We start from the raw sequence: 23,184 nt of genomic DNA on the forward strand, positions 1-23,184 counted from the left end.
AATGTATCGCCTTACACTCGCGGCATGATCAAATCCTTTCAGCACAAAGGCCTTCGTGGCTTCTATGAGACGGGCTCGACACGTGGAATCCGCGCCGACCATGCGAAGCGCCTTTCGCGGATGCTGCAGTTCATGGACCGCGCGGTGGTTCCTGGAGACCTCGACCTGCCGGGATGGCGATTGCATCCACTCAAAGGTGAGTTGAACGAATACTGGTCGATGAGCGTTTCGGGAAACTGGCGGATCATTTTCCGTTTTATGGGCTCGGACATCGAGCTGGTCGATTATCTGGACTATCACTGACAGGAGGCAGGACATGCCCTTGCACAATCCGCCCCACCCCGGCGAAACACTGTTAAAGGACGTACTGCCTGACCTGGGCATCAGCGTGACAGAACTGGCACGACACTTGGGGTTCGCACGGCCTCACCTCTCCCGGGTACTGCACGGCCATGCGCCGATCAGTCCAGACCTGGCGGTGCGTCTCGAGAGGGCAGGAATTGGCAAGGCTCGAATGTGGCTGGGGGTTCAAACCGATTACGACCTCTGGCACGCAGAGCGACGGGAGCAGCCGGTGATTACCCCTTTTGCGGTCCCCGCCTGACGGGTTTCAGACCAGTAAATCCCCAGCCACCGCCGCCCGCGTGGCCTTGCCGCACAGGTGCTCCACCAGCGTCAGGGCGAACGTCAGCGCGCCTCCCGAGCCTTGGGCGGTGACGCAGTTGCCATCGACCACCACCGCTTGATCGACGAAGTTGCAGCCTGACAGTTGATGACTGGCCGAGGGCAGGCAGGTCATGCGCCGCTGACGCAGGACTCCACTGGCTTGCAGCGCCAGGGCCGGGGCTTCGGCGATGCCGGCGAACAGTCGACCGGCCGCCGCCTGGTCCTTGAGCAATTGCTGCAGGGGCTGATGGGCCGCCAGGTGCTGCGCGCCGACGGCACCGCCGGGCAAGGCGATCAGGTCGAATGTCTGGGCCAGCACATCCACCAGCATGCCGTCGGCCGTGACGCGTGTTCCACGGGCGCAAGTGAGCATGCGGCGACCCTCGATACTGGCCACCACTACTTCCACCTGAGCGCGGCGCAATACATCGATCAGGGTCACGGCTTGCAGGTCATCGATACCCTCGGCAAGGGGAATCAGGGCTCTAAAGGTCATAGGGGCCATCCACAAAATTATCCTTGAAGCGTAGTCAGCTTTCCTGACGCTTGTTCGAACCCATCATTACCTGATGTAAAGCTGCGTCGACAGCGTGTTGCGCGGAGCGTTGATCGACGTGTTGCTGAAGGTGAACGTGCCTTCCTGTTTGCCGGCCAGATCAAAGACATACAGGTAACCCACGGTTTTCTTGCCGGGACTGCATTCGGTCAGGTTGCCATTGTCGTAGGCACAGACCGGGGTGCGCGTGCCATTCACGTCGAAGCCGTCGAGCCCGGCGTGCGCTGCGCGGCCATAGCCGACTTCCAGCACATACACCTTGATGTTCGGCCCGCTGTGATCGCATTGAGTTCTCTGCTGCCCCTCGTCAATGCTTTCGAAACCACAGGCCGGCGATTCGACCTTGAGCACCTTGACCTGGCTCAGCGGTGCCGCCGATGCCGCCATGGCGCCCTGTGTTCCAAGCGCCAGCATCCACCCGGCTGCGAATGCGCTCAACAGATACTTGTTCATGCCGTTCCCCATCCCCAAAACCAGCGCGCAGTATGGCGCACTTGGCTTTAACGCAAAACATCGACGACGATCACTGCCATTAGCAGCCATGGCGCCACGCTGCTGGTATGATGCGCGGCTTTTTCCGACCCACAGAAAATTCCAGGCGCCTGCAGCGGTCTGTGCTTTGCTGTTGAGGTCGATACATTCACGGCGCCGGGCGCGCCACGGGGAGCAGACATGCTGGAAAGGCTGTTTCAACTCAAGGCACACAACACCAACGTGCGCACCGAAATTCTTGCGGGCGTCACGACTTTCCTGGCCATGGCCTACATTCTGTTCGTCAACCCGAGCATTCTCGGCGAGACTGGCATGGACAAGGGCGCGGTGTTCGTCGCGACCTGCCTGGCCGCCGCCATCGGCTCCACGGTCATGGGCCTGATCGCCAACTACCCGATCGCCCTCGCGCCCGGCATGGGCCTGAACGCTTTCTTCACCTACACCGTGGTCCTGCACATGGGCCATACCTGGCAAGTGGCGCTCGGCGCGGTGTTCATCTCGGCGGTGCTGTTCTTTCTGCTGTCGATCTTCCGCATCCGGGAATGGATCATCAACAGCATCCCGTTGCCGCTGCGCTCGGCGATTGCCGCCGGTATCGGCCTGTTCCTGGCGCTGATCGCCTTGCACAACGCCGGCATCGTGGTCAGCAACCCGGCGACCATGGTCGGTTTGGGCGACCTGAAGCAACCGGCTCCGATCCTGGCCACCCTCGGTTTTGCCCTGATCGTCGGCCTGGAAGCGCTGGCGGTGCGCGGTGCCGTGCTGATCGGCATCCTGGCGGTCACCATCGTCTCGATCCTGATGGGCTTCACCCCGTTCGGTGGCGTGACGTCCATGCCACCCTCGCTGGCGCCAACCTTCCTGCAACTGGACATCAAGGGTGCACTGGACATCGGCCTGGTCAGCGTGATCTTCGCGTTCCTGTTCGTCGACCTGTTCGACAACTCGGGCACCCTGATCGGCGTCGCCAAGCGTGCCGGCCTGATGGGCAAGGACGGCCACATGCCGAAGATGGGGCGTGCGCTGATTGCCGACAGCACGGCCGCCATGGCCGGTTCGCTGCTGGGTACGTCGACCACCACCAGCTACATCGAATCCGCAGCCGGCGTGAGCGCCGGTGGTCGCACCGGCCTGACGGCGATCGTAGTGGCGATCCTGTTCCTGCTGGCGCTGTTCTTCTCGCCACTGGCCGCCAGCGTTCCAGCCTTCGCGACCGCGCCGGCGCTGCTGTTCGTCGCCGTGCTGATGACATCCGGTCTGGCCGAAATAGACTGGGAAGACATTACCGTGGCCGCTCCCGTGGTGGTCACCGCCCTGGCCATGCCGTTCACTTACTCCATCGCCAACGGCATCGCTTTCGGTTTCATCGCCTGGACGGCAATCAAACTGCTGTCCGGTCGTGGCCGTGAACTGAACGCGGCGCTGGTGATTCTGTCGATTCTGTTCGTGATCAAGTTGGGTTGGTTCAACGCATGACTTTTGATTCCCAGGCTTACACCGTCCAGCTTGAAGAAAAGGTGGCGCGCCTGCGCGACCTGCTGGCTCCGTTCGATGCGCCAGAGCCCGTGGTCTTCGATTCGCCGCTGAAGAACTTCCGCCTGCGTGCCGAGTTCCGCCTGTGGCGCGAAGCCGGTGAGCGCCATTACGCGATGTTTTCCCAGGAAGACAAACGCACGCCGATCCTGATCGAAGAGTTCCCGATTGCCAGCCTGCGCATCAACGAATTGATGCCAAAGCTCAAAGCCGCCTGGCAAGCCAGCGCGGCCCTGAGCCACAAGCTGTTTCAGGTGGAGTTCCTGACCACCCTGGCCGGCGACGCGATGATCACCCTGTGCTATCACCGCCCGCTGGATGAACACTGGCATGCAGCGGCTTCGAAGCTGGCAGCGGACCTGAACGTCAGCGTGATCGGTCGCTCCAAGGGCAAGCGTGAAGTGATCGGTCACGATTACGTGGTCGAAAAACTTGAAGTCGGTGGTCGCACCTTCAGCTACCGCCAACCGGAGGGCGCATTCACCCAGCCCAACGGCACCGTGAACCAGAAGATGCTCAACTGGGCCTACGATGCGCTGGGCGAGCGCACCGACGATTTGCTGGAACTGTATTGCGGCAACGGCAACTTCACGCTGCCCCTCGCTACTCGCGTGCGCAAGGTGCTGGCCACCGAGATCAGCAAGACGTCGGTCAACGCAGCCCTGAGCAACCTCGGCGAAAACGCGGTGGATAACGTCACGCTGGTGCGCCTGTCCGCCGAAGAGCTGACCGAAGCCCTGAATGAAGTGCGTCCGTTCCGTCGCCTGCACGGCATCGACCTCAAGAGCTACGAGTTCGGCAGCGTGTTCGTTGACCCGCCCCGTGCAGGGATGGACCCGGACACCTGCGAGCTGACCCGACGCTTCGACAACATCCTGTACATCTCCTGCAACCCGCAGACTCTGGCCGCCAACATCGCCCAGTTGCATGACACCCATCGCATCACCCGCTGTGCAATGTTCGACCAGTTCCCGTGGACCCACCACATGGAATCCGGCGTGCTGCTGACCCGGCGTTAAGCGCAGCCCTCCCTTACAAAACAGCCGTCAGTACGACGGCTTTTTTGTGCCCGGTCATTCGGGGGTTTCGGTTTTGCGCGGGCGCCCGCCCTTGCGGCCATTCTCCCTGGCAGCCTCGGCCTTGGCGGCGCTGCTCTGGCGGCCGTTGCGCGAAGCGATGAGCGAGGCCGCCATATCCATTAACGGTTTATTCGCGGAAATCATTCCGGCGATGGAGATGTGCAGATCCTTGCCCTCATGACAGAGCGCGGTGCCGGCATGGCCAACGGTGAGATCAGCGTAATCCTCGACCGCGAAGTCATCGAATTCCGGGTACTGCCTCACAGGTAGCAGCACTCCGGCACCATCGATGAAGCACACCGCCAGACATGGTTCAATGAACGCCACCGAAGTCGCCTCGAAGGTTTTTTTCTGACGGTGCTGACCGCGCCGGATGGCCTTTTCCAGCACAGCCTCGGTGACAGGCCGGCCTGCGCCTTTTTTTGCTTGTATCGTTGTCATAATCGAATCTCCACACCCTGCGAGTCGCCTATCAGCGACAACAGGGTCTTGTTGGCTGCGGGGTCGTAACGAGCCGAATAAATCATGTGAGTGATACTGGCGACCCGTTTGATCGCGACGACTTCATGGGTTTGCCCGTTCCAGATCTGGTGATCCAGACAAACTGTGCGCAACTTGCCCCACCAGATGCGCCGGGCACGACGCAGGTTGAAGGGTTGCTCAAGTCCATCGCGTAATCCTTCCAGGACGGCCAGCGGCGGGCGCGTTGAGTGAGGGACCACATCCCATAGCTCCACATCGTTGTGCCAGAAACTGAATCGAAAGCGCGCGCTCCAGGCTCCGGCATTGACATGGACATGAGGCGGACAGTGTTCATCACGCAGCAGGATGACGACTGAAAGACCTTTGTACTGGAACAATTTCATGCTAACCCATCCGTTAGGTTAATGAGCATACTTGCTCGTCATTCCTTGAATAATCCGATAGCCGGTGCAGATTCCCATTCGGGTGTCCGTGATCAAGGCTAGCCGTGGGAAGGGCCGAGAGCCGCCCACCTGAGGGCAAAAATGGTAAGCAATCCTTTCTATAATTTGATAAATACGGCGTCAGCCCTTTTCATTTGATCCCCGGTGTAATCAATCATGCAGCGCACATTCGACGATCTTCAGCTCGGCAGCATCGAACTGTTTTGCCTGGCCGCCGAAGCCGGCAGCTTCACCGCTGCGGCACTGGTGGCGGGCGTCACGCCGGCAGCGGTGAGTCGTTCGGTGTCGCGCATGGAGGAGCGCCTGGGCGTCAGGTTGTTCGCGCGCACCACGCGCAGCGTGAAACTGACCGACAGCGGGCGCCGGTATTACGAGGAATGCCGGCAAGCGCTGGCGCAACTGGTCGAAGCGCAGCGCGAAGTGATGGGCCAGCAGCAGGAGCCGTCCGGGACCTTGCGCGTCAGTATCCCGACGACCTACGCCCATCACCGGATCCTGCCGCTGTTACCGGCTTTTCGGCAGCGGTTTCCCCAGGTGAAAGTCGAGGCGCACATCAGCAATCGCAACATCGACTTTGTCGGCGAAGGCTATGACATGGCCATTCGCGTGCGGGCGATCCCGGATTCGGGGCTGATTGCCCGACAACTTGAAGAGGCGGAACTGGTCCTGATTGCCACGCCCGAATACCTCAAACGCGCAGGCACCCCGCAAACCCTGGACGACCTCAAGCAGCACGAATGCATCCAGTACGAGTTGCCCAGCAGCGGCCGGCGCATCGCCTGGCTGTTTAACGACAACGGCGAGCAGCGCGAGATTCTTGCCGAGGGCAATCTCAGTTGCTCCGACGACGTGCTGGGCGGGGTAACCCTGGCCAAACACGGCGCCGGCCTGTTTCAGACCTATCGCTTCATCGTCGAAAAGGAGTTGGCCGACGGCTCGCTGGTTCAAGTCCTCGAACCCTTCGGTGGACGCTCGCGCCCGTTCACCCTGCTCTACCCGCAGAGCCGGCACATGCCATTGCGGTTACGAGCGTTCATCGATTTTCTGCTTGAGCAGCTACCTCGCTTGAAACCCTGAAACCGTCCGATCACCGAACACAATAGGCCGGGTCCACGCCACTTCAATTGACCAAATTAACCGACTGGTACATTTTATCTCCACAGGCTGAACCTCAGCCCATCCAACAATAAAAAGTGGAGAGACCCGATGAAACCGATCGTTCAGGTGCTCAACGGCCCGAACCTCAACCTGCTGGGCACCCGGGAGCCGGGCACCTACGGCCATGAGACCCTGGCGGATATTTCAGCCTTGTGCGCACATGCCGCCGAGGAATTCAGCCTGGCGGTGGAGTTTCGCCAGACCAACCATGAAGGCGAACTGCTCGACTGGATTCACGCCGCCCGCGGCCGCTGTGCCGGGATCGTGATCAACCCTGCGGCCTGGACGCACACCTCGGTCGCGATTCGCGACGCTCTGGTTGCAAGCGAATTGCCGGTCATCGAAGTGCACTTGTCGAACGTCCACGCGCGCGAACCTTTCCGCCACCATTCCTTCGTTTCTGCGATTGCCACAGCGGTGATGGCCGGGTTCGGCAGCCACGGTTATCGGCTGGCGCTGGAGCATTTCAGCCTGCGCCTGAAAGGATGAACGCCATGACTCGCCACAATGCAGTACTGGCTGGCCTGATCGGCGCCGGCATCCAGGCTTCGCGCACGCCCGCGCTGCATGAGCAGGAGGGCGATGCCCAAGGCTTGCGCTACCTGTATCGCCTGATTGACCTCGATCAACTGCAACTCGACAGCCTGGCCCTACCCGACCTGCTGAAGGCGGCCGAGCAGATGGGCTTCACCGGCCTGAACATCACCTACCCGTGCAAGCAGACGATCCTTCCCCTGCTCGACGAATTGTCCGACGAAGCTCGGGGCATCGGTGCTGTAAACACGGTGGTGTTGAAGGATGGCAAACGCATCGGCCACAACACCGACTGCCTGGGTTTCGCCGAGGGTTTCCGGCGCGGCTTGAAGGATGCAGCGCTCGAGCGTGTCGTGCAGATGGGCGCCGGAGGTGCCGGGGCGGCGGTGGCCCACGCCTTGTTGAGCGAAGGTGTCCAACGGCTGAGTATTTTCGACGTGGAAACCAGCCGTGCCCAGAGCCTGGCGAACAACCTCAGTCAGCATTTCGGCCCCAACCGCGCCGTGGCCGGGCACGATCTGCCGGGCACCCTGGCGCAGGCCGACGGCCTGGTCAACACCACGCCCATGGGCATGCAGAAGTTGCCGGGCATGCCGGTCCCGGCAGCCCTGCTTCGACCGCAGTTATGGGTGGCGGAGATCGTTTACTTTCCGCTGGAAACCGAGTTGCTGCGCCACGCTCGTGCCTTGGGTTGCCGGACGCTGGATGGCGGCACCATGGCGGTGTTCCAGGCGGTGAAGGCGTTTGAATTGTTCAGCGGCGTGGCGCCGGATGCGCAGCGAATGCTTGCGCATTTTCAGCGCATGAATGGCTGAGCAAGGGCCGTGGACCGGGAGCCGGAACCGGGTGCCGGAACCGGGAGCCGGCTCCCGGTAAACGCCGTCAGGCCTGCAAATAGCGCAACACCGACTCGCAGATCATCTGTCGGTGACGCTGTTTGACGCTTTCTTCCGGCAGCTCGATCTGAAAAATCTCACCGATCGTGTGGCGGTTCGACACGCGGTAGAAGCAGAACGAACTGATCAGCAGGTGCACATCCAACGGCTGCAGCCCCGGACGGAACACGCCCTCTTCAACTCCGCGCTGCAGAATCACCCCCAGTGAATCGAGAATGGTGTTGTTCATCGCCTTGATTGCATCGGAACGCTTCACATAGTCAGCGTTGTGAATGTTCTCGATGCTGACGATGCGCACGAAGTCGACATTGCGGTCATGGTGATCGAAGGTGAACTCGACCAGCCGCCGAATCGCTTCCTGCGGCGCCAGTTCGGCCAGGTGCAGGCGGCTTTCGGTGCTGCGGATGTCGCCGTAGAGTTTCTCCAGCACCTCGACGTACAACTGCTCCTTGCTGCCGAAGTAGTAATAGATCATGCGCTTGGAGGTGTGAATACGCTCGGCGATCGCATCGACGCGAGCACCGGAAAGCCCCTGCTGGACGAACTCGACAATGGCTTCTTGAAGAATGTTCTCGCGGGTCTTTTCGGGGTTGTTCTTGCGACTCTTTCGAGGCTCGGCCAAGGGTTCGTCGGGCGCTGGGGAGAGTTCTGAAATTAAGGTCATTGTGGGCTCACGGCCATCACTGCACAGGCTGGCGATTATGAGCCGCACTGCACAGTGAAGGAAGCCGCGCGGCGTCGGTTTAACCTCGTGCTTACCAAATTCCTACAACTTGGCCTGACGAATCGTACCGCTACGGGACTTGGCCATGGCCGCCAGGCGTACTGCCACGTTGGCCGCGCCGTAACCGGCATAGCCGTTCCTGCGCTGGATGATCTCAAAGAAGAACCGGCCTTCGAACGGTTCGGTGTACACGTGAAACAGCTCGCCCCCCTGGGGGTCGCGGTCGTACAGCACGTTGTAGTAGGCCAGTTCGCTCAGGAACTCATCGTCGAAATCGAAGCGGGCCGCCAGGTCGTCGTAGTAATTGAGCGGGATGTCCAGCAACGGTACGCCCGCCTCCTTGGCGCGGCTGACTTCGGCGAAGATATCGTCGCAGTCGAACGCAATGTGATGCACACCGGAGCCGCGATAACTCGACAGCGCGTGTGAGATCGCGGTGTTGCGGTTCTCGGAAATGTTCAAGGGCAGGCGGATCGAACTGTCACGGCTGCGCAGGGCCCGGCTCTTCACCAACCCGTAGGGGTCTGGCAGCACGACTTCATCGTCAGCCTCGAAATCCAGCAGGCTCTTGTAGAACAGCACCCAGCTGTCGAGGCTGTCGGCCGGCAAGGCCATCGCCATGTGATCGATGCGCTTGAGGCCGCCACGGGCCACGGCGTCCGGTTGCAGATGGAAATCGGTGTGATAGACGTCGGCCTGCTGGTCCACCAGGTAGATCAGGCTGCCATCCGGCGCCCGCACGGCGGCCAGTTCCAGCTCGTTGGGGCCGACCAGCCCGCGATAGGGCTGCCCCCTGTAAGCCACCGCCCGCGCCAGTGCGCTGGTGCTGTCCTGCACCCGCACCGCCGTGGCGCAGAGCGACGGACCGTGGGCCTCGAAAAAACTGTGGGCGAACGAATAGGGCTCGCAGTTGAGGATCAGGTTGATATCGCCCTGGCGCATCAGGCTCACGCTTTTGGAGCGATGCTGCCCGGCCTTGACGAACCCCAGTCGCTCCAGCCAATGGGACAGCTTGGCCCCAAGGCTCTCGTCCACGGCAAACTCGAGAAACTCGATGCCGTTGTACTCGCTGGCCTTGGGGGTCTCGAACAGAATGTCGTCGTGCGGCGCGGGCCGGACTTGCTGTGCCAGACGCTCGCGGGTTTTCTCTTCCAGGTACAGCAACGAGCGCAGGCCGTCAGCAGCATTGGCGCGGGGTGGCGCGGCCCGGAAGCCGTCGTTGAAGATCTCCAGCGACAACGGCCCGGTGTAGCCGCTCTGGATGATCGGCGCGAGAAAGCCCGGCAGGTCGAACTCACCCTGGCCCGGGAAGCAGCGAAAATGCCGACTCCACTCCAGTACGTCCATGGCCAGGATCGGCGCGTCGGCCATTTGCACGAAGAAAATCTTCTCGCCGGGAATATCGGCAATGGCGCTCGGGTCGCCCTTGAGCGACAAGGTGTGAAAACTGTCGAGCAGTACACCCAGGCTCGGGTGATCGGCCTGGCGGACGATGTTCCACACCTGTTGATACGTGTTCACATGCCGCCCCCAGGCCAGTGCTTCGTAGCCGATGCGCAAGCCGCGAGCCCCGGCGCGTTCGGCCAGCAGACGCAGGTCGTCGACGAGGATCTGCTCGTCGCCCACCGAGTCGGGCGAAGCATTGCTGCACACCAGCACCAGGTCGGTGCCCAGTTCCTGCATCAGGTCGAACTTGCGTTCGGCCCGCTCCAGGTTACGGGGCAGGCGCTCGCGACGGCAGCCTTCGAAATCCCGAAACGGTTGAAAAAGGGTGATGGCGATCCCGAGATCGGCGCACATCTGTTTAATTTCCCGCGGACTGCCGTCGTAGTAGAGAAGGTCATTCTCGAAAATCTCCACCCCGTCGAAACCGGCGGCGGCAATGGCTTCGAGTTTTTCCGGCAGGGTACCGCTCAAGGACACGGTGGCAATGGAACGTTGCATGGGTCGACTCCCGGTGGAGGCTTCGGCTACAGGGAATTTGCGCCGCTTTTGAAAGAATGACCCGATTATTCAGCCGCGTTTTTCAATGAGCAATTCAAAGTGTACTATCCGGTTAGTTTTTCGTGCGATTATCGAACACTATGCCCCTCGGCGAATTGACGATTTTTCGTCCACTGCGCAACATCGATCCCACATTGAGTCCGGTTGCGAGCCACCGGGTTCGGTCAATAACGACACACCACACCACATAAAAACAATCGGGTGGCCTACATGACTCCGTCTCAAAGCTCTCCCATGGAGCGTACCTCCATGACCCCTGCCCCCGCCGGCATCGGCGATAAGATCCGTGGCGCCATGGCCGTCGGCAAAACCCGTTGGGGCATGCTGGCGTTGGTGTTTTTCGCCACCACCCTGAATTACATCGACCGTGCCGCACTGGGTGTGATGCAGCCGATCCTGGCCAAGGAAATGAGCTGGACGGCGATGGATTACGCCAACATCAACTTCTGGTTTCAGGTCGGCTATGCCATCGGTTTCGTCCTGCAAGGCCGCCTGATCGACCGGGTCGGCGTGAAGCGCGTGTTCTTCTGCGCCGTCCTGCTCTGGAGCCTGGCGACCGGTGCCCATGGCCTGGCCACCTCGGCAGCCGGCTTCATGGTCTACCGCTTTATCCTCGGGCTGACAGAAGCCGCCAACTACCCGGCCTGCGTGAAAACCACGCGCTTGTGGTTCCCGGCGGGCGAGCGCGCCGTGGCCACCGGCATCTTCAATGCCGGGACCAACGTGGGGGCGATGTTCACCCCCATGCTGCTGCCGCTGATCCTGCACGCCTGGGGCTGGCAGGCGGCCTTCCTGTGCATGGCGGCGCTGGGTGGCATCTGGCTGCTGTTCTGGGGCTTGAAGTACTTCAACCCGGAAGATCACCCGAGCGTCAACCCGGCTGAGCTTTCCTACATCCAGAAGGAAGTCGAGCCGGAGCAGGCCCGCGTTCCCTTCTCGCGAATCCTGCGCATGCGCGGCACCTGGGCCTTCGCCCTCGCCTACTCCCTGACCGCGCCGGTGTTCTGGTTCTACCTGTACTGGCTGCCACCGTTTCTCAACCAGCAATACAACCTGGGGATCAACGTGACCCAGATGGGTATCCCCCTGATCATCATCTACCTTACGGCCGACTTCGGCAGCGTTGGCGGCGGCATCCTGTCTTCGTTCCTGATCGGTCGTGGCGTCAATCCGATCAAGGCGCGGTTGATCTCCATGTTCCTGTTCGCCTGCTGCATCATCGGCGTGGTCATGGCCGCTGGTTCGAGCAGTCTGTGGGTTGCGGTGGCGGCCATTTCCCTGGCGATCGGCGCGCACCAGGCCTGGACCGCGAACATCTGGAGTCTGGTCATGGACTACACGCCCAAACACATGATGAGCACAGTGTTCGGCTTTGGCGGCATGTGCGCAGCGATCGGCGGGATGTTCATGACGCAGTTGGTCGGCTACATTCTGACGGTCACCAACAATAACTACACCGTGCTGTTCACCCTGATTCCGGCGATGTATTTCATCGCGCTGACCTGGATGTACTTCATGGCGCCGCGCAAGATCCCGAACGTCAGCGAGTAATCAACGTGTGGGAGCGAGCCGGCTCGCTCCCACAGTTTTTCTTGCGCCCTGCCTCTCTATTTACGGCTCTGCTGCCAGGCCGCCGCCAGTCCACTGCAGCAAATCACCGCAATCCCGATCACCGTGGTCAGGGTCGGCGTGTGGGCAAACAGCAACCAGCCCAGCAATCCGGCAAAGACAATCTGGCAGTAGCCGAACGGCGCCAACAGTGCCGGGGCGGCGTGGCGGAACGCCTGGGTGAGGAACAGGTGGGCGGTCATCCCGCAGGCGCCCAGCGCGATCATCATCAAGCCATGGCCCACGCTGGGCATCTGCCAGAAGAACGGCACCATCGCACTCATGACCAGGGTGTTGCACAGGCCGGCGAAAAAGTTGCTGGTGGTCGGGCTGTCGATCTCACTGAGCTTGCGGGTCAGCAACTGATAGAAGCAGAAGAACAGCGCCGAGCAGAACGGCAGCAACACTGCCGGCGTGAACAGATCGCCGCCGGGGTGGACGATGATCAGTACCCCGACGAATCCGCAAATCACCGCAATCCACTGGCCACGGGTGACGCGTTCCCCCAGCAGCGGCACCGACAGTGCGGTCACCAGGACCGGCGCAAGAAAGTTGACCGCCGTGGCTTCAGCCAGCGGGATGTACTGCAGGCCGGTGGTGAAAAACAGGCTGGTCCCCAACAGGCATAACGCCCGCATCAACTGCAGCAACGGCCGTTTGGTACGCAGGACGCGCAGCCCGGATTGCGGCAGAAAAATCCCCGCCATCAACAAGGTGTGCACCACATAACGCGCCCAGACCACCATGACGATCGGGTAGAACCCCGAGAGGTATTTCGACAAGGCGTCGTGACTGGAGAACAGGAAGGTAGCAAGGACGATCAGCAAAATCCCTTTGAAGGGCTGGTTGACACCGGAAAGCGGGGTGCTGACAGTCATCAGGTAATCCTTGTGTCCCACATCGAAGATCAAAAAGCGTTGCGAACCCGCGAGGTCGTACAACAGCGCATACCGTAACCGTGACAGGGCCGCTTTGGCCAGATCTTCCAGCCGTTTATCGAACGAAGATAAAAACCCGGCGCCCTGGGGAATTCGACCGGGAATCCACGTTCAATACAACGCGCCCTGCGTCCCGGCGGAAAAAAAGCCGGACGACCGGACTGGCGCCTCTCCCACTCACCAGCAACACTCATCCCACGGACAATCAGAGGATTCCCCCATGCTATGGAGAAAAGGCCGGCGCAGCGACAACGTGGTCGACGCCCGTGGCGATGATACCGGCGGTGGTGGCGGAATGCGCTTCGGGGGCGGCAAGGGGCTGAGCCTGACCGCCATCATTCTGATCGTCGGGATCGGCTGGATCACCGGCCAGGACCCGCTGCAAATCCTCGGACAACTGACCGGGCAGATGAGCGACCCATCGGTGCCGGCGTCGACGCAGACCCGCCAAGCCCCACCGGCCAATGACGAAGGTGCGGAGTTCGTGCGCTCGATCCTCGGCGATACCGAAGACACCTGGGGACCGATTTTTCAGCAGGCTGGCCGCCAGTACAAAGAGCCGACACTCGTGCTGTTCAGCAACCGGGTGAACTCGGCGTGCGGCCTGGCCACCTCGGCGACCGGCCCATTTTATTGCCCGGCTGACCAAAAGGTGTACCTGGACATGGCGTTCTTCCAGGAGATGTCGCAGCGGTTTTCCGCCGCTGGCGACTTTGCCCAGGCCTACGTGATCGCTCACGAAGTCGGTCATCACGTGCAAACCTTGCTCGGTGTCTCGGCGAAGATTCAGACCGCCCGCCAGCAGGGCCGGCAAATGGAAGGCGACGGTGGCCTGCTGGTGCGCCAGGAGCTGCAAGCCGATTGCCTGGCCGGCGTCTGGGCCAACCATGCGCAGAAACGCCTGAACTGGCTGGAACCCGGCGACATCGAGGAAGCCCTGAATGCCGCCAATGCCATCGGCGACGACCGTCTGCAACAGCAGGGTCAGGGTCGCGTGGTGCCGGACTCGTTCACCCATGGCACGTCAGCGCAAAGGGTGCGCTGGTTCAAAACCGGATTTGCGCAAGGCCAGGTGGGCCAGTGCGATACCTTTGCGGCGAAAACCCTGTAGATGAAAAAGTGGCTGTTGATGTTGTTGTTGACCAGTGCAAGTTCCCAGGCTGTCGAGCAGGAGGTCAAGGAGATCAGCTCCGGCCGGCTGCTGTTGAAAGAAGGCGAGATGGCGGTGGGCATCGGCCCGGCGCCGGCAAAGATCGAACGCGTGCTGATCATCATCCACGGACGATTGCGCAATGCCGAAACCTATCGCCGCAACGCCGAGCGGGCGGCGCAGCAAGCCGGGCAAGATGCCAATACCTTGGTGATCGCCCCGCAATTTCTCAGTGAGAGCGACGTGGCACTTCATCCGGTCGCCGACACCGTCCTGCGTTGGCAAGGCAATGACTGGATGGCCGGCGGCTTGTCCGTTGCGCCATTCGCCCTCAGTTCCTATGCCGCGCTGGACCAGATCATCACCCGGCTCGCTGACCGCCGACAGTTTCCCGATGTAAAGGACGTGGTGATCGCCGGACACTCCGGCGGTGCACAGGTGGTTCAGCGGTATGCGCTATTGAGCCACGACCAACCAGAGCTCCAGGCAGCCGGCGTGCACTTGCGCTACGTGATCGCCAATCCGTCTTCCTACGCGTACTTCGACGAGCGCCGGCCCGTGGCGTTCAGTCATGCCGGGTGCCCGGATTACAACCGCTGGAAATATGGCCTGGCGGACCTTCCGGGCTACGCCGAAGGGCAAACACCAGCGCAACTCGAGGAAAACTACGTTCAGCGCGACATCGTTTATCTGTTGGGGCAGCAGGATATCGACCCGAATCATCCGGCACTGGACAAGGGTTGCGAAGCCAGGGCCCAGGGCGCAAACCGGCTGGCTCGCGGGCGCAATTACTTCGAGTACCTCAAGCGCCGTCATCCCCAGGGGTTGAACCAACAATTGATTGAAGTGCCCGGGGTCGGGCATGACGGCGGTGAAATGCTGATGTCGCCGCAGGGGCAGAAGGCCGTGTTCGGTCAGTGACGGAATCGCGAGCAGGCTCGCTTCCACAAGATTCACTGTGGGAGCGAGCCTGCTCGTGATGCGGCCCTCAAGCCGACAGCATTTCCCGCAACACCGCACAATCCGCCGCATGCCAATCGGTCAATTCCGGCCAAGGGTTATCGGGCAGGTTGACCAGAACCGTACGGGCGCCCGCCGCCCGACCGCAATCCAGGTCGAATCGGTAATCGCCGACCATCACCATCTCACTCGCCGGCACGTTCCAGGCTTCGGCCAGTTTCAGCAAGCCGCCGGGGTGTGGCTTGGGCGGTGCTTCGTCGCGGCCCAGCACATCTTCCACGGCAAAACAGTCGGCCAGGCCGATGGCTTGCAAGGTCACATGGGCCAGCTCCCGCGCATTGCGCGTGAGGATGCCCAGGCGATAACCGCGCCCGGCCAGCTCGCGCACCAGCTCCACGGCACCGGGCGCCGGTGTCGAGCCCAAGGCCAGGTCCCGTTCATGCTCCAGCAGCCAGGCGTGCTTCGCTGCGGCTTCATCGGCCGGCAGCGCCGCCAGGTGCGTGAGGATGTCGTCTTCGGCGGGAATCGCCAGGGCCACACGAATGGCCGCGAAGTCGTGTACGGCCACCGTCAGGGTGCCGTCCATGTCGAACACCCAATGACGGACTTCGGTCAGGCTCATGCCCAATCCTTGCGGTGGCGAATCAGGCCTTCCTGCGTGACCGAGGCCACCAGTTGTCCGGCACGATTGAACACGCTGCCCCGGGAAAAACCACGGGAATTGCCCGCCCACGGACTGTCCATCGCGTACAGCAACCAGTCATCGGCACGCAGGTCTGCATGGAACCACAGCGCATGATCGAGGCTGGCAACCTGCATGTCCTTGTGCCACACCGATTTGCCATGGGGCAGCAGCGAGGTGGTCAGCAGACCGAAATCCGAGGCGTAGGCCAGCAGATACTTGTGCAGCGCCGGCGAGTCCGCCAGGGCGCCGTCCGCGCGGAACCACACGTACTTGACCGGATCGGAAGGCTTGGGGTTGTAGGGGTCGTCCCCGGCCACCGGTCGGAATTCTATCGGCTTGGGGCACAGGAATTTTTCCCGCATGTGCTCGGGAATCAGGTGCGCCCGTTGCTGGGTCAGCTCCAGTTCCGAGGGCAGGTTTTCCGGACCGACCACCACCGGCATTTCGCGCTGGTGCTCAAACCCTTCTTCGTCGTACTGGAACGAGGCGCTGCAGGTGAAAATCGGCTGGCCCTTCTGGATCGCCGTCACCCGACGCGTGCTGAAACTGCCGCCGTCGCGCACCCGGTCGACCTGATACACCACGGGCAGCCCGGCATCCCCAGGGCGCAGGAAATAACCGTGCATCGAATGCACGTGCCGCGCTTCCTCGACGGTCTGGCTGGCGGCCGACAGGGACTGGCCGAGCACCTGGCCGCCGAACAGCTGACGGAAACCCAGGTCCTGGCTGCGGCCACGGAACAGGTTTTCCTCGATCGGTTCCAGGGTCAACAAATCGACCAGATCTTCCAACACGTGGCTCATTCGGACTCTCCTCACACAACGCAATGCCGCGCAGTCCTGGCTGCAGCGGTCCATTCAGGTTCTGGCCGGGGCCATCATGGATGCCATTGTAAACGTCCGGGACGGCTTAGCCATGCAAGGTTTGCAGCCATTGTTCCCGATTGATGCGGTACAGCACGTGGTGGCGCAGTGGATGACCGGGAGCCAGCCTGGGGTGTTCGAAGTCATCCGCCGCATCATGCTGCATGCCGATCGCCTGCATGACTTTCTCCGATGGCGTATTGACGGCGCTGGTGAAGGCCACCACCTCTTCCAGCGCCAACCGGTCAAAGCCGCAGCGCAGAGCGGTCCACGCCGCTTCACTGGCGTAACCCAGGCCCCAGTGTTCGCGGGCCAGGCGCCAGCCGATCTCGATGGCCGGGGTGAAAGGCGCATCGAAACCGACTACGCCCAACCCGGTAAAGCCGATGAAAGCTCCGGTGTCCTTGCGTTCCAGCGCCCAGAGTCCGAAACCGTGCTCGGCGAAGTGCCCACGAACACGCCCGATCAGCGCAGCGCTTTCCAGCCGACTCAAGGGCGCCGGGAAATAACGCATCACCTGCGGGTCGGCGCACATCGCCGCAAACGCCGGCAAATCATCGTCCCGCCACTGCCGCAGCAGCAGGCGCGCGCTCTCCAGTTCCAGAATTGGCTCCATCCTGTGCTCCCCCTTCCCATGTCACCAGTCTATAACGCTGGTAGGATCCTTCCTGCATTCCTGCCCGCCGTTCTGAATGAATACGTCATGCCATTGCCGCTGATCTACCACGAAGACTACAGCCCCGAGTTCCCCGTCGATCATCGCTTTCCCATGGACAAGTTCCGCCTGTTGCGCGATCACCTGGTCGACAGCGGACTGACCCGCGACGCCGACCTGCTGCGTCCGCAACTCTGCCCGCCGGAGATTCTCGCCCTCGCGCATGACGCTGCCTATATCGAACGCTACATGAGCGGCGAGTTGTCCCGCGAAGACCAGCGGCGCCTCGGCCTGCCCTGGAGTGAAGCCCTGGCCCGACGTACGGTGCGTGCGGTGGGCGGCTCGTTGCTGGCGGCGGAACAGGCGCTGGAGCACGGCCTGGCCTGTCATCTGGCGGGCGGCACGCACCATGCCCATTACGACTACCCTGCCGGTTTCTGCATCTTCAATGACCTGGCGGTGATCAGCCATTACCTGCTGGAAAGTGGCCGAGTGAACCGCGTACTGATCTTCGATTGCGATGTGCACCAAGGCGACGGCACCGCTCGCATCCTGCACAACACCCCGGAGGCGATCACCGTTTCCCTGCACTGCGAAAAGAACTTTCCTGCACGCAAAGCCGAAAGCGACTGGGACATCCCGCTGCCCAAGGGCATGGGCGATGGCGAGTACCTGAAAATCGTCGACGACACACTCAATTACCTGTTGCCGTTGTATCAACCGGATCTGGTGCTGTACGACGCCGGCGTCGATGTGCACAAGGATGACGCGCTCGGCTACCTGAAGCTGACAGACGAAGGCGTGGCCGCCAGGGATGAAAGCGTGATGCGTCATTGCCTGGGGCGTGATATTCCCGTGGTCGGCGTGATCGGCGGGGGCTACAGCAAGGATCGCCAGGCACTGGCGCGACGCCACGGCATCCTCCATCACAGCGCGCAGCGGGTCTGGACGTCATCAGGTTGTCACTGAGTTGTGGATGCTTTACCCACAACGGCTGTGGAGCCGCCTGTGGATAACCTGAGTGGAAGGTCCTGCAGGCCATACCCGGCAAGGGCTGCAGAGCTGTGGTTGTTTTTTGATCAAGCCTTGAGTCATTGAGGAACCCTGTGGGAGCGGGCTTGCTCGCGAATGCGTAGTGTCATTCAGCATTGATTTAGCGGGTGTACCGCATTCGCGAGCAAGCCCGCTCCCACAGTAAGGCGTACTGATAGAATGCCCGGCTTGTTCAGCCAGACCGCAGCGCTTGCCATGACTCAACCCTCGACCGCCTCCCCTTCCCGCGTCGCCATCATCGGCGGCGGCCCTGCCGGCCTGATGGCCGCGGAGGTGTTGAGCCTGGCCGGCATCAAGGTCGATCTGTACGACGGCATGCCGTCGGTGGGTCGAAAATTCCTGCTGGCGGGGGTTGGCGGCATGAACATCACCCACTCCGAAGCCTATCCGGCGTTTCTCTCACGCTACGCCGAACGTGCCCCACAGATCGCTCCATTGCTACGCGCCTTTGGCGCCGAGGCGCTGTGCCAGTGGATTCATGACCTGGGCATCGAAACCTTCGTCGGCAGCTCCGGCAGGGTGTTCCCCACCGACATGAAAGCCGCACCGCTGCTGCGGGCCTGGCTCAAGCGCCTGCGCGACAACGGCGTGGTTATCCACACCCGCCACCGCTGGCTTGGCTGGAATGACAGCGGCGCATTACGCATGGCCAGCCCTGAAGGTGAAAAAACCCTGCGACCCGACGCGACCCTGTTGGCCCTGGGCGGCGGCAGCTGGTCACGACTCGGCTCGGATGGCGCGTGGATGCTGCCTCTGGAACAGCACGGCGTAGAACTCATGCCGCTGCAACCCAGCAATTGCGGTTTCGAAGTGCAGGCCTGGAGTGAGTTGATGGTCAGCAAATTCGCCGGAGCGCCGCTCAAGAACATTGCCATCGGTCTGAATGACGACACTCCAAGGCTCGGCGAATGTGTCATCACGGCCACCGGGGTTGAGGGCAGCCTGGTCTACGCGCTGTCGGCACCGATTCGCGACGCTATCGGTCAACACGGCGCGGCAACCGTTCACCTGGACCTGTTGCCGGGCCGGCCTGTGGATAAAATTGAGGCCGCCCTGAGCAAACCCCGGGGCTCACGCTCGATGTCCAAGCACCTGCACAGTCAGTTGGGGATCGACGGCGTGAAGGCGGCACTGCTGCGCGAACTGACCGCCGCCGAAGACTTCAGCGACCCGGCCTTGCTGGCGAGGGCAATCAAGGCACTGCCCCTGACCCTGGTGAAAACCCGTCCACTGGACGAAGCCATCAGCAGCGCCGGGGGGGTGAAGTTCGAATCGATGGATGAACGCTTGATGCTCAAGCAATTGCCGGGGGTGTTCTGCGCCGGGGAAATGCTCGACTGGGAAGCACCGACCGGTGGCTACCTGCTGACCGCGTGTTTCGCCAGTGGGCGAGCGGCGGGGTTGGGGATGGTGGAGTGGCTCAAGTGCCAGAGCTGAGGCGCGGCTATCGCCGGCAAGCCGGCGATGACGCTCTGTCAGGCTCCGCGTCCCTTCAAGGCTTGCGCTTGCGCGGCCCGGTATTGAACACCGGCACTTTGCGCACGGGCTTGATCGAAGGTTCCACCGGCGTGGTGTCGCCGCTGTCCACCCACTTGCCGAGATTGCGCTTGCCGCCACCACCGGACGCCTTCGGCTTCTTCGGTTTTTTCGGCTTCTTGATCACCTGGCCGCTGGCATCGGTTTCCGGCACGCGGTGCTCGGGCTCGAAGTCCTGCTCCATCTGCCGGGGCAAGGTCTGACGGGTCAAGGTCTCGATGGCCGACAGCAGGTTCACCTCATCAGCGCAGACCAGGGAAATGGCCTGGCCGGTCGCACCTGCGCGCCCGGTACGACCGATGCGGTGGATGTAGTCTTCCGCCACGATCGGCAAGTCGAAATTGACCACCAATGGCAGGTCTTCGATATCCAGGCCACGGGCCGCGACGTCGGTGGCCACCAGAATCTGCACTTCACTGGCCTTGAAACGGTCCAGTGCCCGCTGGCGGGTGGCCTGCGGCTTGTCGCCATGGATGCCGTCGGCGTTGACGCCCAGGCCCTGGAGTTTTTCCACCAGCGCGTCCACCCCGTTACGGGTCTTGGCGAACACCAGCACCTGCTTCCACTTGCCCTTGCGCATCAAGTGCACGAACAGCTCGGGTTTGCGCTTCTTGTCCACCGTGACCACCCACTGCTTGACGGTATTGGCCGCCACGTTGCGGGGACTGACTTCGATGCTCAGCGGGTCGTTGAGCATCTGCCCGGCCAGCACGCGGATCGCGTCGGAGAAGGTCGCGGAGAACAACAGGGTCTGACGTTTCTTCGGCAACGCCTTGTAGATGTTCGCCAGTTCCTCGGAAAAACCCAGGTCGAGCATGCGATCGGCTTCGTCCAGCACCAGGGCCTGCAACTGGTTGAACTTGAGCGCGTTCTGCCGGAACAGATCGAGCAGGCGGCCCGGCGTTGCGACCAACAGGTCCACACCGCCGCGCAGCTTCATCATTTGCGGGTTGATGCTGACACCGCCGTACACCGCATAGGTGCGCAGCGGCAGGTTCTCGGCGTACTGGCGCACGGCCTCGTGGACCTGCTCGGCGAGCTCGCGGGTCGGCACAAGGATCAGCGCGCGTACCGAGTTGGCGGTGACTTTCGGCCCTTCCATGGCCAGCAATTGCAGGAGCGGCAGCGCGAAGCCGGCGGTCTTGCCGGTGCCGGTCTGAGCGGCGGCCATCAGGTCACGACCGGCCAGCACCGCCGGAATGGCTTGCGCCTGAACCGGCGTCGGGGTCTGGTAGCCGAGCTTCTCGAGAGAGCGCAGCAAGGGGTCGATCAGGCCAAGGGTGGCGAAAGTCATGGGATTACCGTAGGAAAATTCAGCGCGAGTTGTTCAAACAAGGAGCAATGCCGCGCAGTTTACCCTAATTCACACTCGATTCTGCCTGCGCCACCGCAGCCGGTCGTGGCGGTGCCCGCCGCCACTGCGGCAAACCGATCAACACCACGGCACTGATGATCACCAGCATTGCCAGCGCTTCCTCGATCCCGATGCTCTCGCCGGCGAATACGATACCCAACAACACCGCCACCGCCGGGTTGACGTAGGCATAACTGGTGGCTGCGGCCGGGCGCACGTTCTTCAACAGATACATGTAGGCGTTGAAGGCAATGATCGAGCCGAAGAGGATCAGGTACGCCAACGCGGCCCAACCTTCCAGCGGCGGCATGGCCGGCAGGTGCTCGCCACTGACCGCGCTGCCGATCAACAGCACCACGCCGCCTACCAGCATTTCCACGGCACTGGCCATCGCCCCCTGCGGCAACGGCAAGTGTTTGCTCCAGACCGAACCGAACGCCCAAGTGGCGGCGGCAAACACCAGCAACATCGCGCCCAGCGGGCTCGATTGCAGGTTGGAGCCCAGGTTCAACATCGCGATGCCGATCAGCCCGAGCACAATCCCGGCCCATTCCAGGCGGGTATTGCGCGCGCCCCAGAAGTAACCGCAGAGCAAGGTGAACAGCGGCACCGTGGCCACCGCCAGCGCGGCCACCCCGGAAGCCACGCCGGTATGCTCGGCCACGCTCACCGCGCCGTTGCCGCAACTGAGCAACAGCACCCCGATGATCCCGGCGGCTTTCCACTGCGCCCACGTCGGCGCCGGAGCCCCACGCCAGCGCAGGAACGCGTACATCAGGGAACCGGCGATCACGAAACGAATGCCGGCCAGCAACAGCGGTGGCCAGTACTCGATACCGATGCGGATCACCAGGTACGTCGAGCCCCAGATCACGTACAACGCGAAAAAGGCAGCGATCAACGGCAAGGGAAAACGGCGCGGGGCAGACATGGGAGAAGCTCGCAGGCAGGGCAAAAGAATCGCTATTCTAGAAAGGCCGACGAGTAAAATTAAGTTACAAAACCTGTTTATAGCGCCGGTACACTTTCAAATCCCGCCACGACCCCGCCCCCGTCCCCGTCTTCTGTAGGAGCGAGCATGCTCGCGATGGTCCTGAACGATATCGCGGGCAGTCAGGTGCCCAGCGGTGCCTGGTCGTCCATCGCGAGCATGCTCGCTCCTACAGGGGTTGTGGTGCTTTCAGATTTCGCGATACCGCTTGAGGTGCTCCCCCACCTTCGCCGCCGGCACTTTCTGCAACTTGCACAGCAGATCATGGGACAGTTCGCGCAGACCGTGCGTACCGCGCAGCTCAGCCGCCAGATGCGCGGTCAGGTTGGCCGCCATCTCGGCGTCGGCCATCGCCCGGTGAGCCTGGCCGGTGTGGGGCAGTTGGGCGAAGGTGGTGAGGGTGCCGAGTTTGTGGTTCGGTGCCGCCGGCATCAGACGGCGCGCCAGCAACAGCGAACAGGCGAAGTTCTGCAAGCGTGTGCGCTTGATCCGCCCCAGTTCGAAGTCCCAGAACTTCTGGTCGAACGCGGCGTTGTGCGCCAGCAGGGGTGTGGTGCCGACGAACTCGTTGACCTCGTTCATCACCCGCTCGGCCGGCGGCGCGCTGCGCAGCATGGCGTTGCTGATGCCGGTCAGTTGCTCGATGAACGCCGGGACCCGCACGCCCGCGTTCATCAGGCTCTGGTAACGCTCGACGATGCGCCCCCGTTCAAGGATCACCACGGCAATTTCCGTGGCCCGGCAGCTACTGCTCGGGGAGATCCCGGTGGTTTCAAAGTCGATGACTGCAATGCGTTCCAAACCGGTTTCAACTCCGTATCAA

The 23,184-nt window shown here is 62.0% G+C and carries 25 protein-coding genes; 12 read left to right on the forward strand and 13 right to left on the reverse strand.

The genetic code is table 11. The features are described 5' to 3' along the window. Positions 1-24: 24 nt before the first annotated feature. Together QIW53_RS14945 and QIW53_RS14950 are read left to right on the forward strand one after the other, a co-directional pair. Complete coding sequence (locus QIW53_RS14945; RefSeq protein WP_371050385.1) at positions 25-303, forward strand: type II toxin-antitoxin system RelE/ParE family toxin; 279 nt, start codon at positions 25-27, stop codon at positions 301-303. Between the two features lie 13 nt (positions 304-316). Next, positions 317-604, forward strand: coding sequence for a HigA family addiction module antitoxin (locus tag QIW53_RS14950; protein WP_371050386.1), 288 nt, complete (start codon positions 317-319; stop codon positions 602-604). Positions 605-610: 6 nt separating this feature from the next. Here QIW53_RS14950 and QIW53_RS14955 read toward each other — a convergent pair whose 3' ends face one another. Both QIW53_RS14955 and QIW53_RS14960 read right to left on the reverse strand, forming a co-directional pair. Next, complete coding sequence (locus QIW53_RS14955; protein ID WP_371050387.1) at positions 611-1,162, reverse strand: DJ-1 family glyoxalase III; 552 nt, start codon at positions 1,160-1,162, stop codon at positions 611-613. 66 nt (positions 1,163-1,228) lie between these two features. After that, on the reverse strand, positions 1,229-1,675 hold the full coding sequence (locus tag QIW53_RS14960; RefSeq protein WP_371050388.1) for a DUF4879 domain-containing protein: 447 nt from the start codon (positions 1,673-1,675) through the stop codon (positions 1,229-1,231). Positions 1,676-1,894: 219 nt separating this feature from the next. Here QIW53_RS14960 and QIW53_RS14965 point away from each other — a divergent pair, with 219 nt between their 5' ends. Together QIW53_RS14965 and trmA are read left to right on the forward strand one after the other, a co-directional pair. Further along, positions 1,895-3,190 (forward strand): NCS2 family permease, encoded by a 1,296-nt coding sequence (locus QIW53_RS14965; RefSeq protein ID WP_371050389.1) that lies wholly within the window; start codon positions 1,895-1,897, stop codon positions 3,188-3,190. Beyond that, positions 3,187-4,266, forward strand: coding sequence for a tRNA (uridine(54)-C5)-methyltransferase TrmA (trmA, locus tag QIW53_RS14970; RefSeq protein ID WP_371050390.1), 1,080 nt, complete (start codon positions 3,187-3,189; stop codon positions 4,264-4,266). The genes QIW53_RS14965 and trmA overlap by 4 nt, the downstream gene beginning before the upstream one ends. A gap of 54 nt (positions 4,267-4,320) precedes the next feature. On the opposite strand, the gene QIW53_RS14975 is transcribed toward trmA, so the two are convergent. After that, positions 4,321-4,767 carry a DUF2442 domain-containing protein gene (locus QIW53_RS14975; protein ID WP_371050392.1) on the reverse strand — a complete coding sequence of 149 codons (447 nt, stop codon included), beginning with the start codon at positions 4,765-4,767 and terminating at the stop codon, positions 4,321-4,323. Next, positions 4,764-5,192, reverse strand: a complete 429-nt coding sequence (locus tag QIW53_RS14980; RefSeq protein WP_371050393.1) for a DUF4160 domain-containing protein — start codon at positions 5,190-5,192, stop codon at positions 4,764-4,766. The genes QIW53_RS14975 and QIW53_RS14980 overlap by 4 nt, the downstream gene beginning before the upstream one ends. 216 nt (positions 5,193-5,408) lie before the next feature. On the opposite strand from QIW53_RS14980, the gene QIW53_RS14985 reads away from it, so the two are divergent. From QIW53_RS14985 to QIW53_RS14995, 3 genes are all read left to right on the forward strand, one after another. Next, positions 5,409-6,329 (forward strand): LysR family transcriptional regulator, encoded by a 921-nt coding sequence (locus tag QIW53_RS14985; protein ID WP_371050394.1) that lies wholly within the window; start codon positions 5,409-5,411, stop codon positions 6,327-6,329. A gap of 129 nt (positions 6,330-6,458) precedes the next feature. Then, on the forward strand, positions 6,459-6,899 hold the full coding sequence (gene aroQ / locus QIW53_RS14990) for a type II 3-dehydroquinate dehydratase (protein WP_371050396.1): 441 nt from the start codon (positions 6,459-6,461) through the stop codon (positions 6,897-6,899). 5 nt (positions 6,900-6,904) lie between these two features. Beyond that, on the forward strand, positions 6,905-7,759 hold the full coding sequence (locus QIW53_RS14995) for a shikimate dehydrogenase (protein ID WP_371050398.1): 855 nt from the start codon (positions 6,905-6,907) through the stop codon (positions 7,757-7,759). A gap of 67 nt (positions 7,760-7,826) precedes the next feature. Here the strand turns inward: QIW53_RS14995 and QIW53_RS15000 are convergent, their stop codons facing one another. Together QIW53_RS15000 and quiC are read right to left on the reverse strand one after the other, a co-directional pair. Continuing rightward, positions 7,827-8,504: a TetR/AcrR family transcriptional regulator gene (locus QIW53_RS15000; protein WP_371050399.1), complete on the reverse strand. Its 678-nt coding sequence runs from the start codon at positions 8,502-8,504 to the stop codon at positions 7,827-7,829. Between the two features lie 102 nt (positions 8,505-8,606). Continuing rightward, the gene (quiC, locus tag QIW53_RS15005; protein WP_371050401.1) at positions 8,607-10,508 is read right to left on the reverse strand and encodes a 3-dehydroshikimate dehydratase QuiC; all 1,902 of its coding nucleotides are present in this window, start codon (positions 10,506-10,508) and stop codon (positions 8,607-8,609) included. A 294-nt stretch (positions 10,509-10,802) separates the two neighbouring features. On the opposite strand from quiC, the gene QIW53_RS15010 reads away from it, so the two are divergent. Then, entirely contained in the window at positions 10,803-12,119 is a 1,317-nt protein-coding gene (locus QIW53_RS15010) for an MFS transporter (protein ID WP_371050543.1), read from the forward strand. 56 nt (positions 12,120-12,175) lie between these two features. Here the strand turns inward: QIW53_RS15010 and QIW53_RS15015 are convergent, their stop codons facing one another. Then, positions 12,176-13,054, reverse strand: coding sequence for a DMT family transporter (locus QIW53_RS15015; RefSeq protein WP_371050402.1), 879 nt, complete (start codon positions 13,052-13,054; stop codon positions 12,176-12,178). A gap of 280 nt (positions 13,055-13,334) precedes the next feature. Here QIW53_RS15015 and ypfJ point away from each other — a divergent pair, with 280 nt between their 5' ends. Next, complete coding sequence (gene ypfJ, locus QIW53_RS15020; protein WP_371050403.1) at positions 13,335-14,225, forward strand: KPN_02809 family neutral zinc metallopeptidase; 891 nt, start codon at positions 13,335-13,337, stop codon at positions 14,223-14,225. Next, entirely contained in the window at positions 14,226-15,185 is a 960-nt protein-coding gene (locus QIW53_RS15025; RefSeq protein WP_371050404.1) for an alpha/beta hydrolase, read from the forward strand. It abuts the gene before it with no gap. A gap of 67 nt (positions 15,186-15,252) precedes the next feature. Here QIW53_RS15025 and QIW53_RS15030 read toward each other — a convergent pair whose 3' ends face one another. The 3 genes from QIW53_RS15030 to QIW53_RS15040 all read right to left on the reverse strand — a co-directional run bounded on the left by QIW53_RS15030 (position 15,253) and on the right by QIW53_RS15040 (position 17,388). Next, positions 15,253-15,846 carry an HAD family hydrolase gene (locus tag QIW53_RS15030; protein WP_371050405.1) on the reverse strand — a complete coding sequence of 198 codons (594 nt, stop codon included), beginning with the start codon at positions 15,844-15,846 and terminating at the stop codon, positions 15,253-15,255. Then, the gene (gene tesB, locus QIW53_RS15035; RefSeq protein WP_371050406.1) at positions 15,843-16,712 is read right to left on the reverse strand and encodes an acyl-CoA thioesterase II; all 870 of its coding nucleotides are present in this window, start codon (positions 16,710-16,712) and stop codon (positions 15,843-15,845) included. The genes QIW53_RS15030 and tesB overlap by 4 nt, the downstream gene beginning before the upstream one ends. Positions 16,713-16,818: 106 nt before the next feature. After that, positions 16,819-17,388: a GNAT family N-acetyltransferase gene (locus tag QIW53_RS15040; protein ID WP_371050407.1), complete on the reverse strand. Its 570-nt coding sequence runs from the start codon at positions 17,386-17,388 to the stop codon at positions 16,819-16,821. A gap of 87 nt (positions 17,389-17,475) precedes the next feature. Here QIW53_RS15040 and QIW53_RS15045 point away from each other — a divergent pair, with 87 nt between their 5' ends. Both QIW53_RS15045 and QIW53_RS15050 read left to right on the forward strand, forming a co-directional pair. Then, positions 17,476-18,396, forward strand: a complete 921-nt coding sequence (locus QIW53_RS15045) for a histone deacetylase family protein (RefSeq protein WP_371050408.1) — start codon at positions 17,476-17,478, stop codon at positions 18,394-18,396. 279 nt (positions 18,397-18,675) lie between these two features. After that, positions 18,676-19,917: a TIGR03862 family flavoprotein gene (locus QIW53_RS15050; protein WP_371050410.1), complete on the forward strand. Its 1,242-nt coding sequence runs from the start codon at positions 18,676-18,678 to the stop codon at positions 19,915-19,917. 55 nt (positions 19,918-19,972) lie between these two features. On the opposite strand, the gene QIW53_RS15055 is transcribed toward QIW53_RS15050, so the two are convergent. The 3 genes from QIW53_RS15055 to QIW53_RS15065 form a co-directional block, all read right to left on the reverse strand. Then, positions 19,973-21,310, reverse strand: coding sequence for a DEAD/DEAH box helicase (locus tag QIW53_RS15055; protein ID WP_371050411.1), 1,338 nt, complete (start codon positions 21,308-21,310; stop codon positions 19,973-19,975). 64 nt (positions 21,311-21,374) lie between these two features. Then, entirely contained in the window at positions 21,375-22,301 is a 927-nt protein-coding gene (gene yedA / locus QIW53_RS15060) for a drug/metabolite exporter YedA (RefSeq protein ID WP_371050412.1), read from the reverse strand. Positions 22,302-22,550: 249 nt separating this feature from the next. Next, complete coding sequence (locus QIW53_RS15065) at positions 22,551-23,162, reverse strand: 3'-5' exonuclease (RefSeq protein WP_371050413.1); 612 nt, start codon at positions 23,160-23,162, stop codon at positions 22,551-22,553. Positions 23,163-23,184: the final 22 nt, after the last annotated feature.

Origin of the sequence: Pseudomonas fluorescens, from assembly GCF_041354075.1 — a bacterium.
Taxonomy (GTDB): Bacteria; Pseudomonadota; Gammaproteobacteria; order Pseudomonadales; family Pseudomonadaceae; genus Aquipseudomonas; species Aquipseudomonas fluorescens_CE.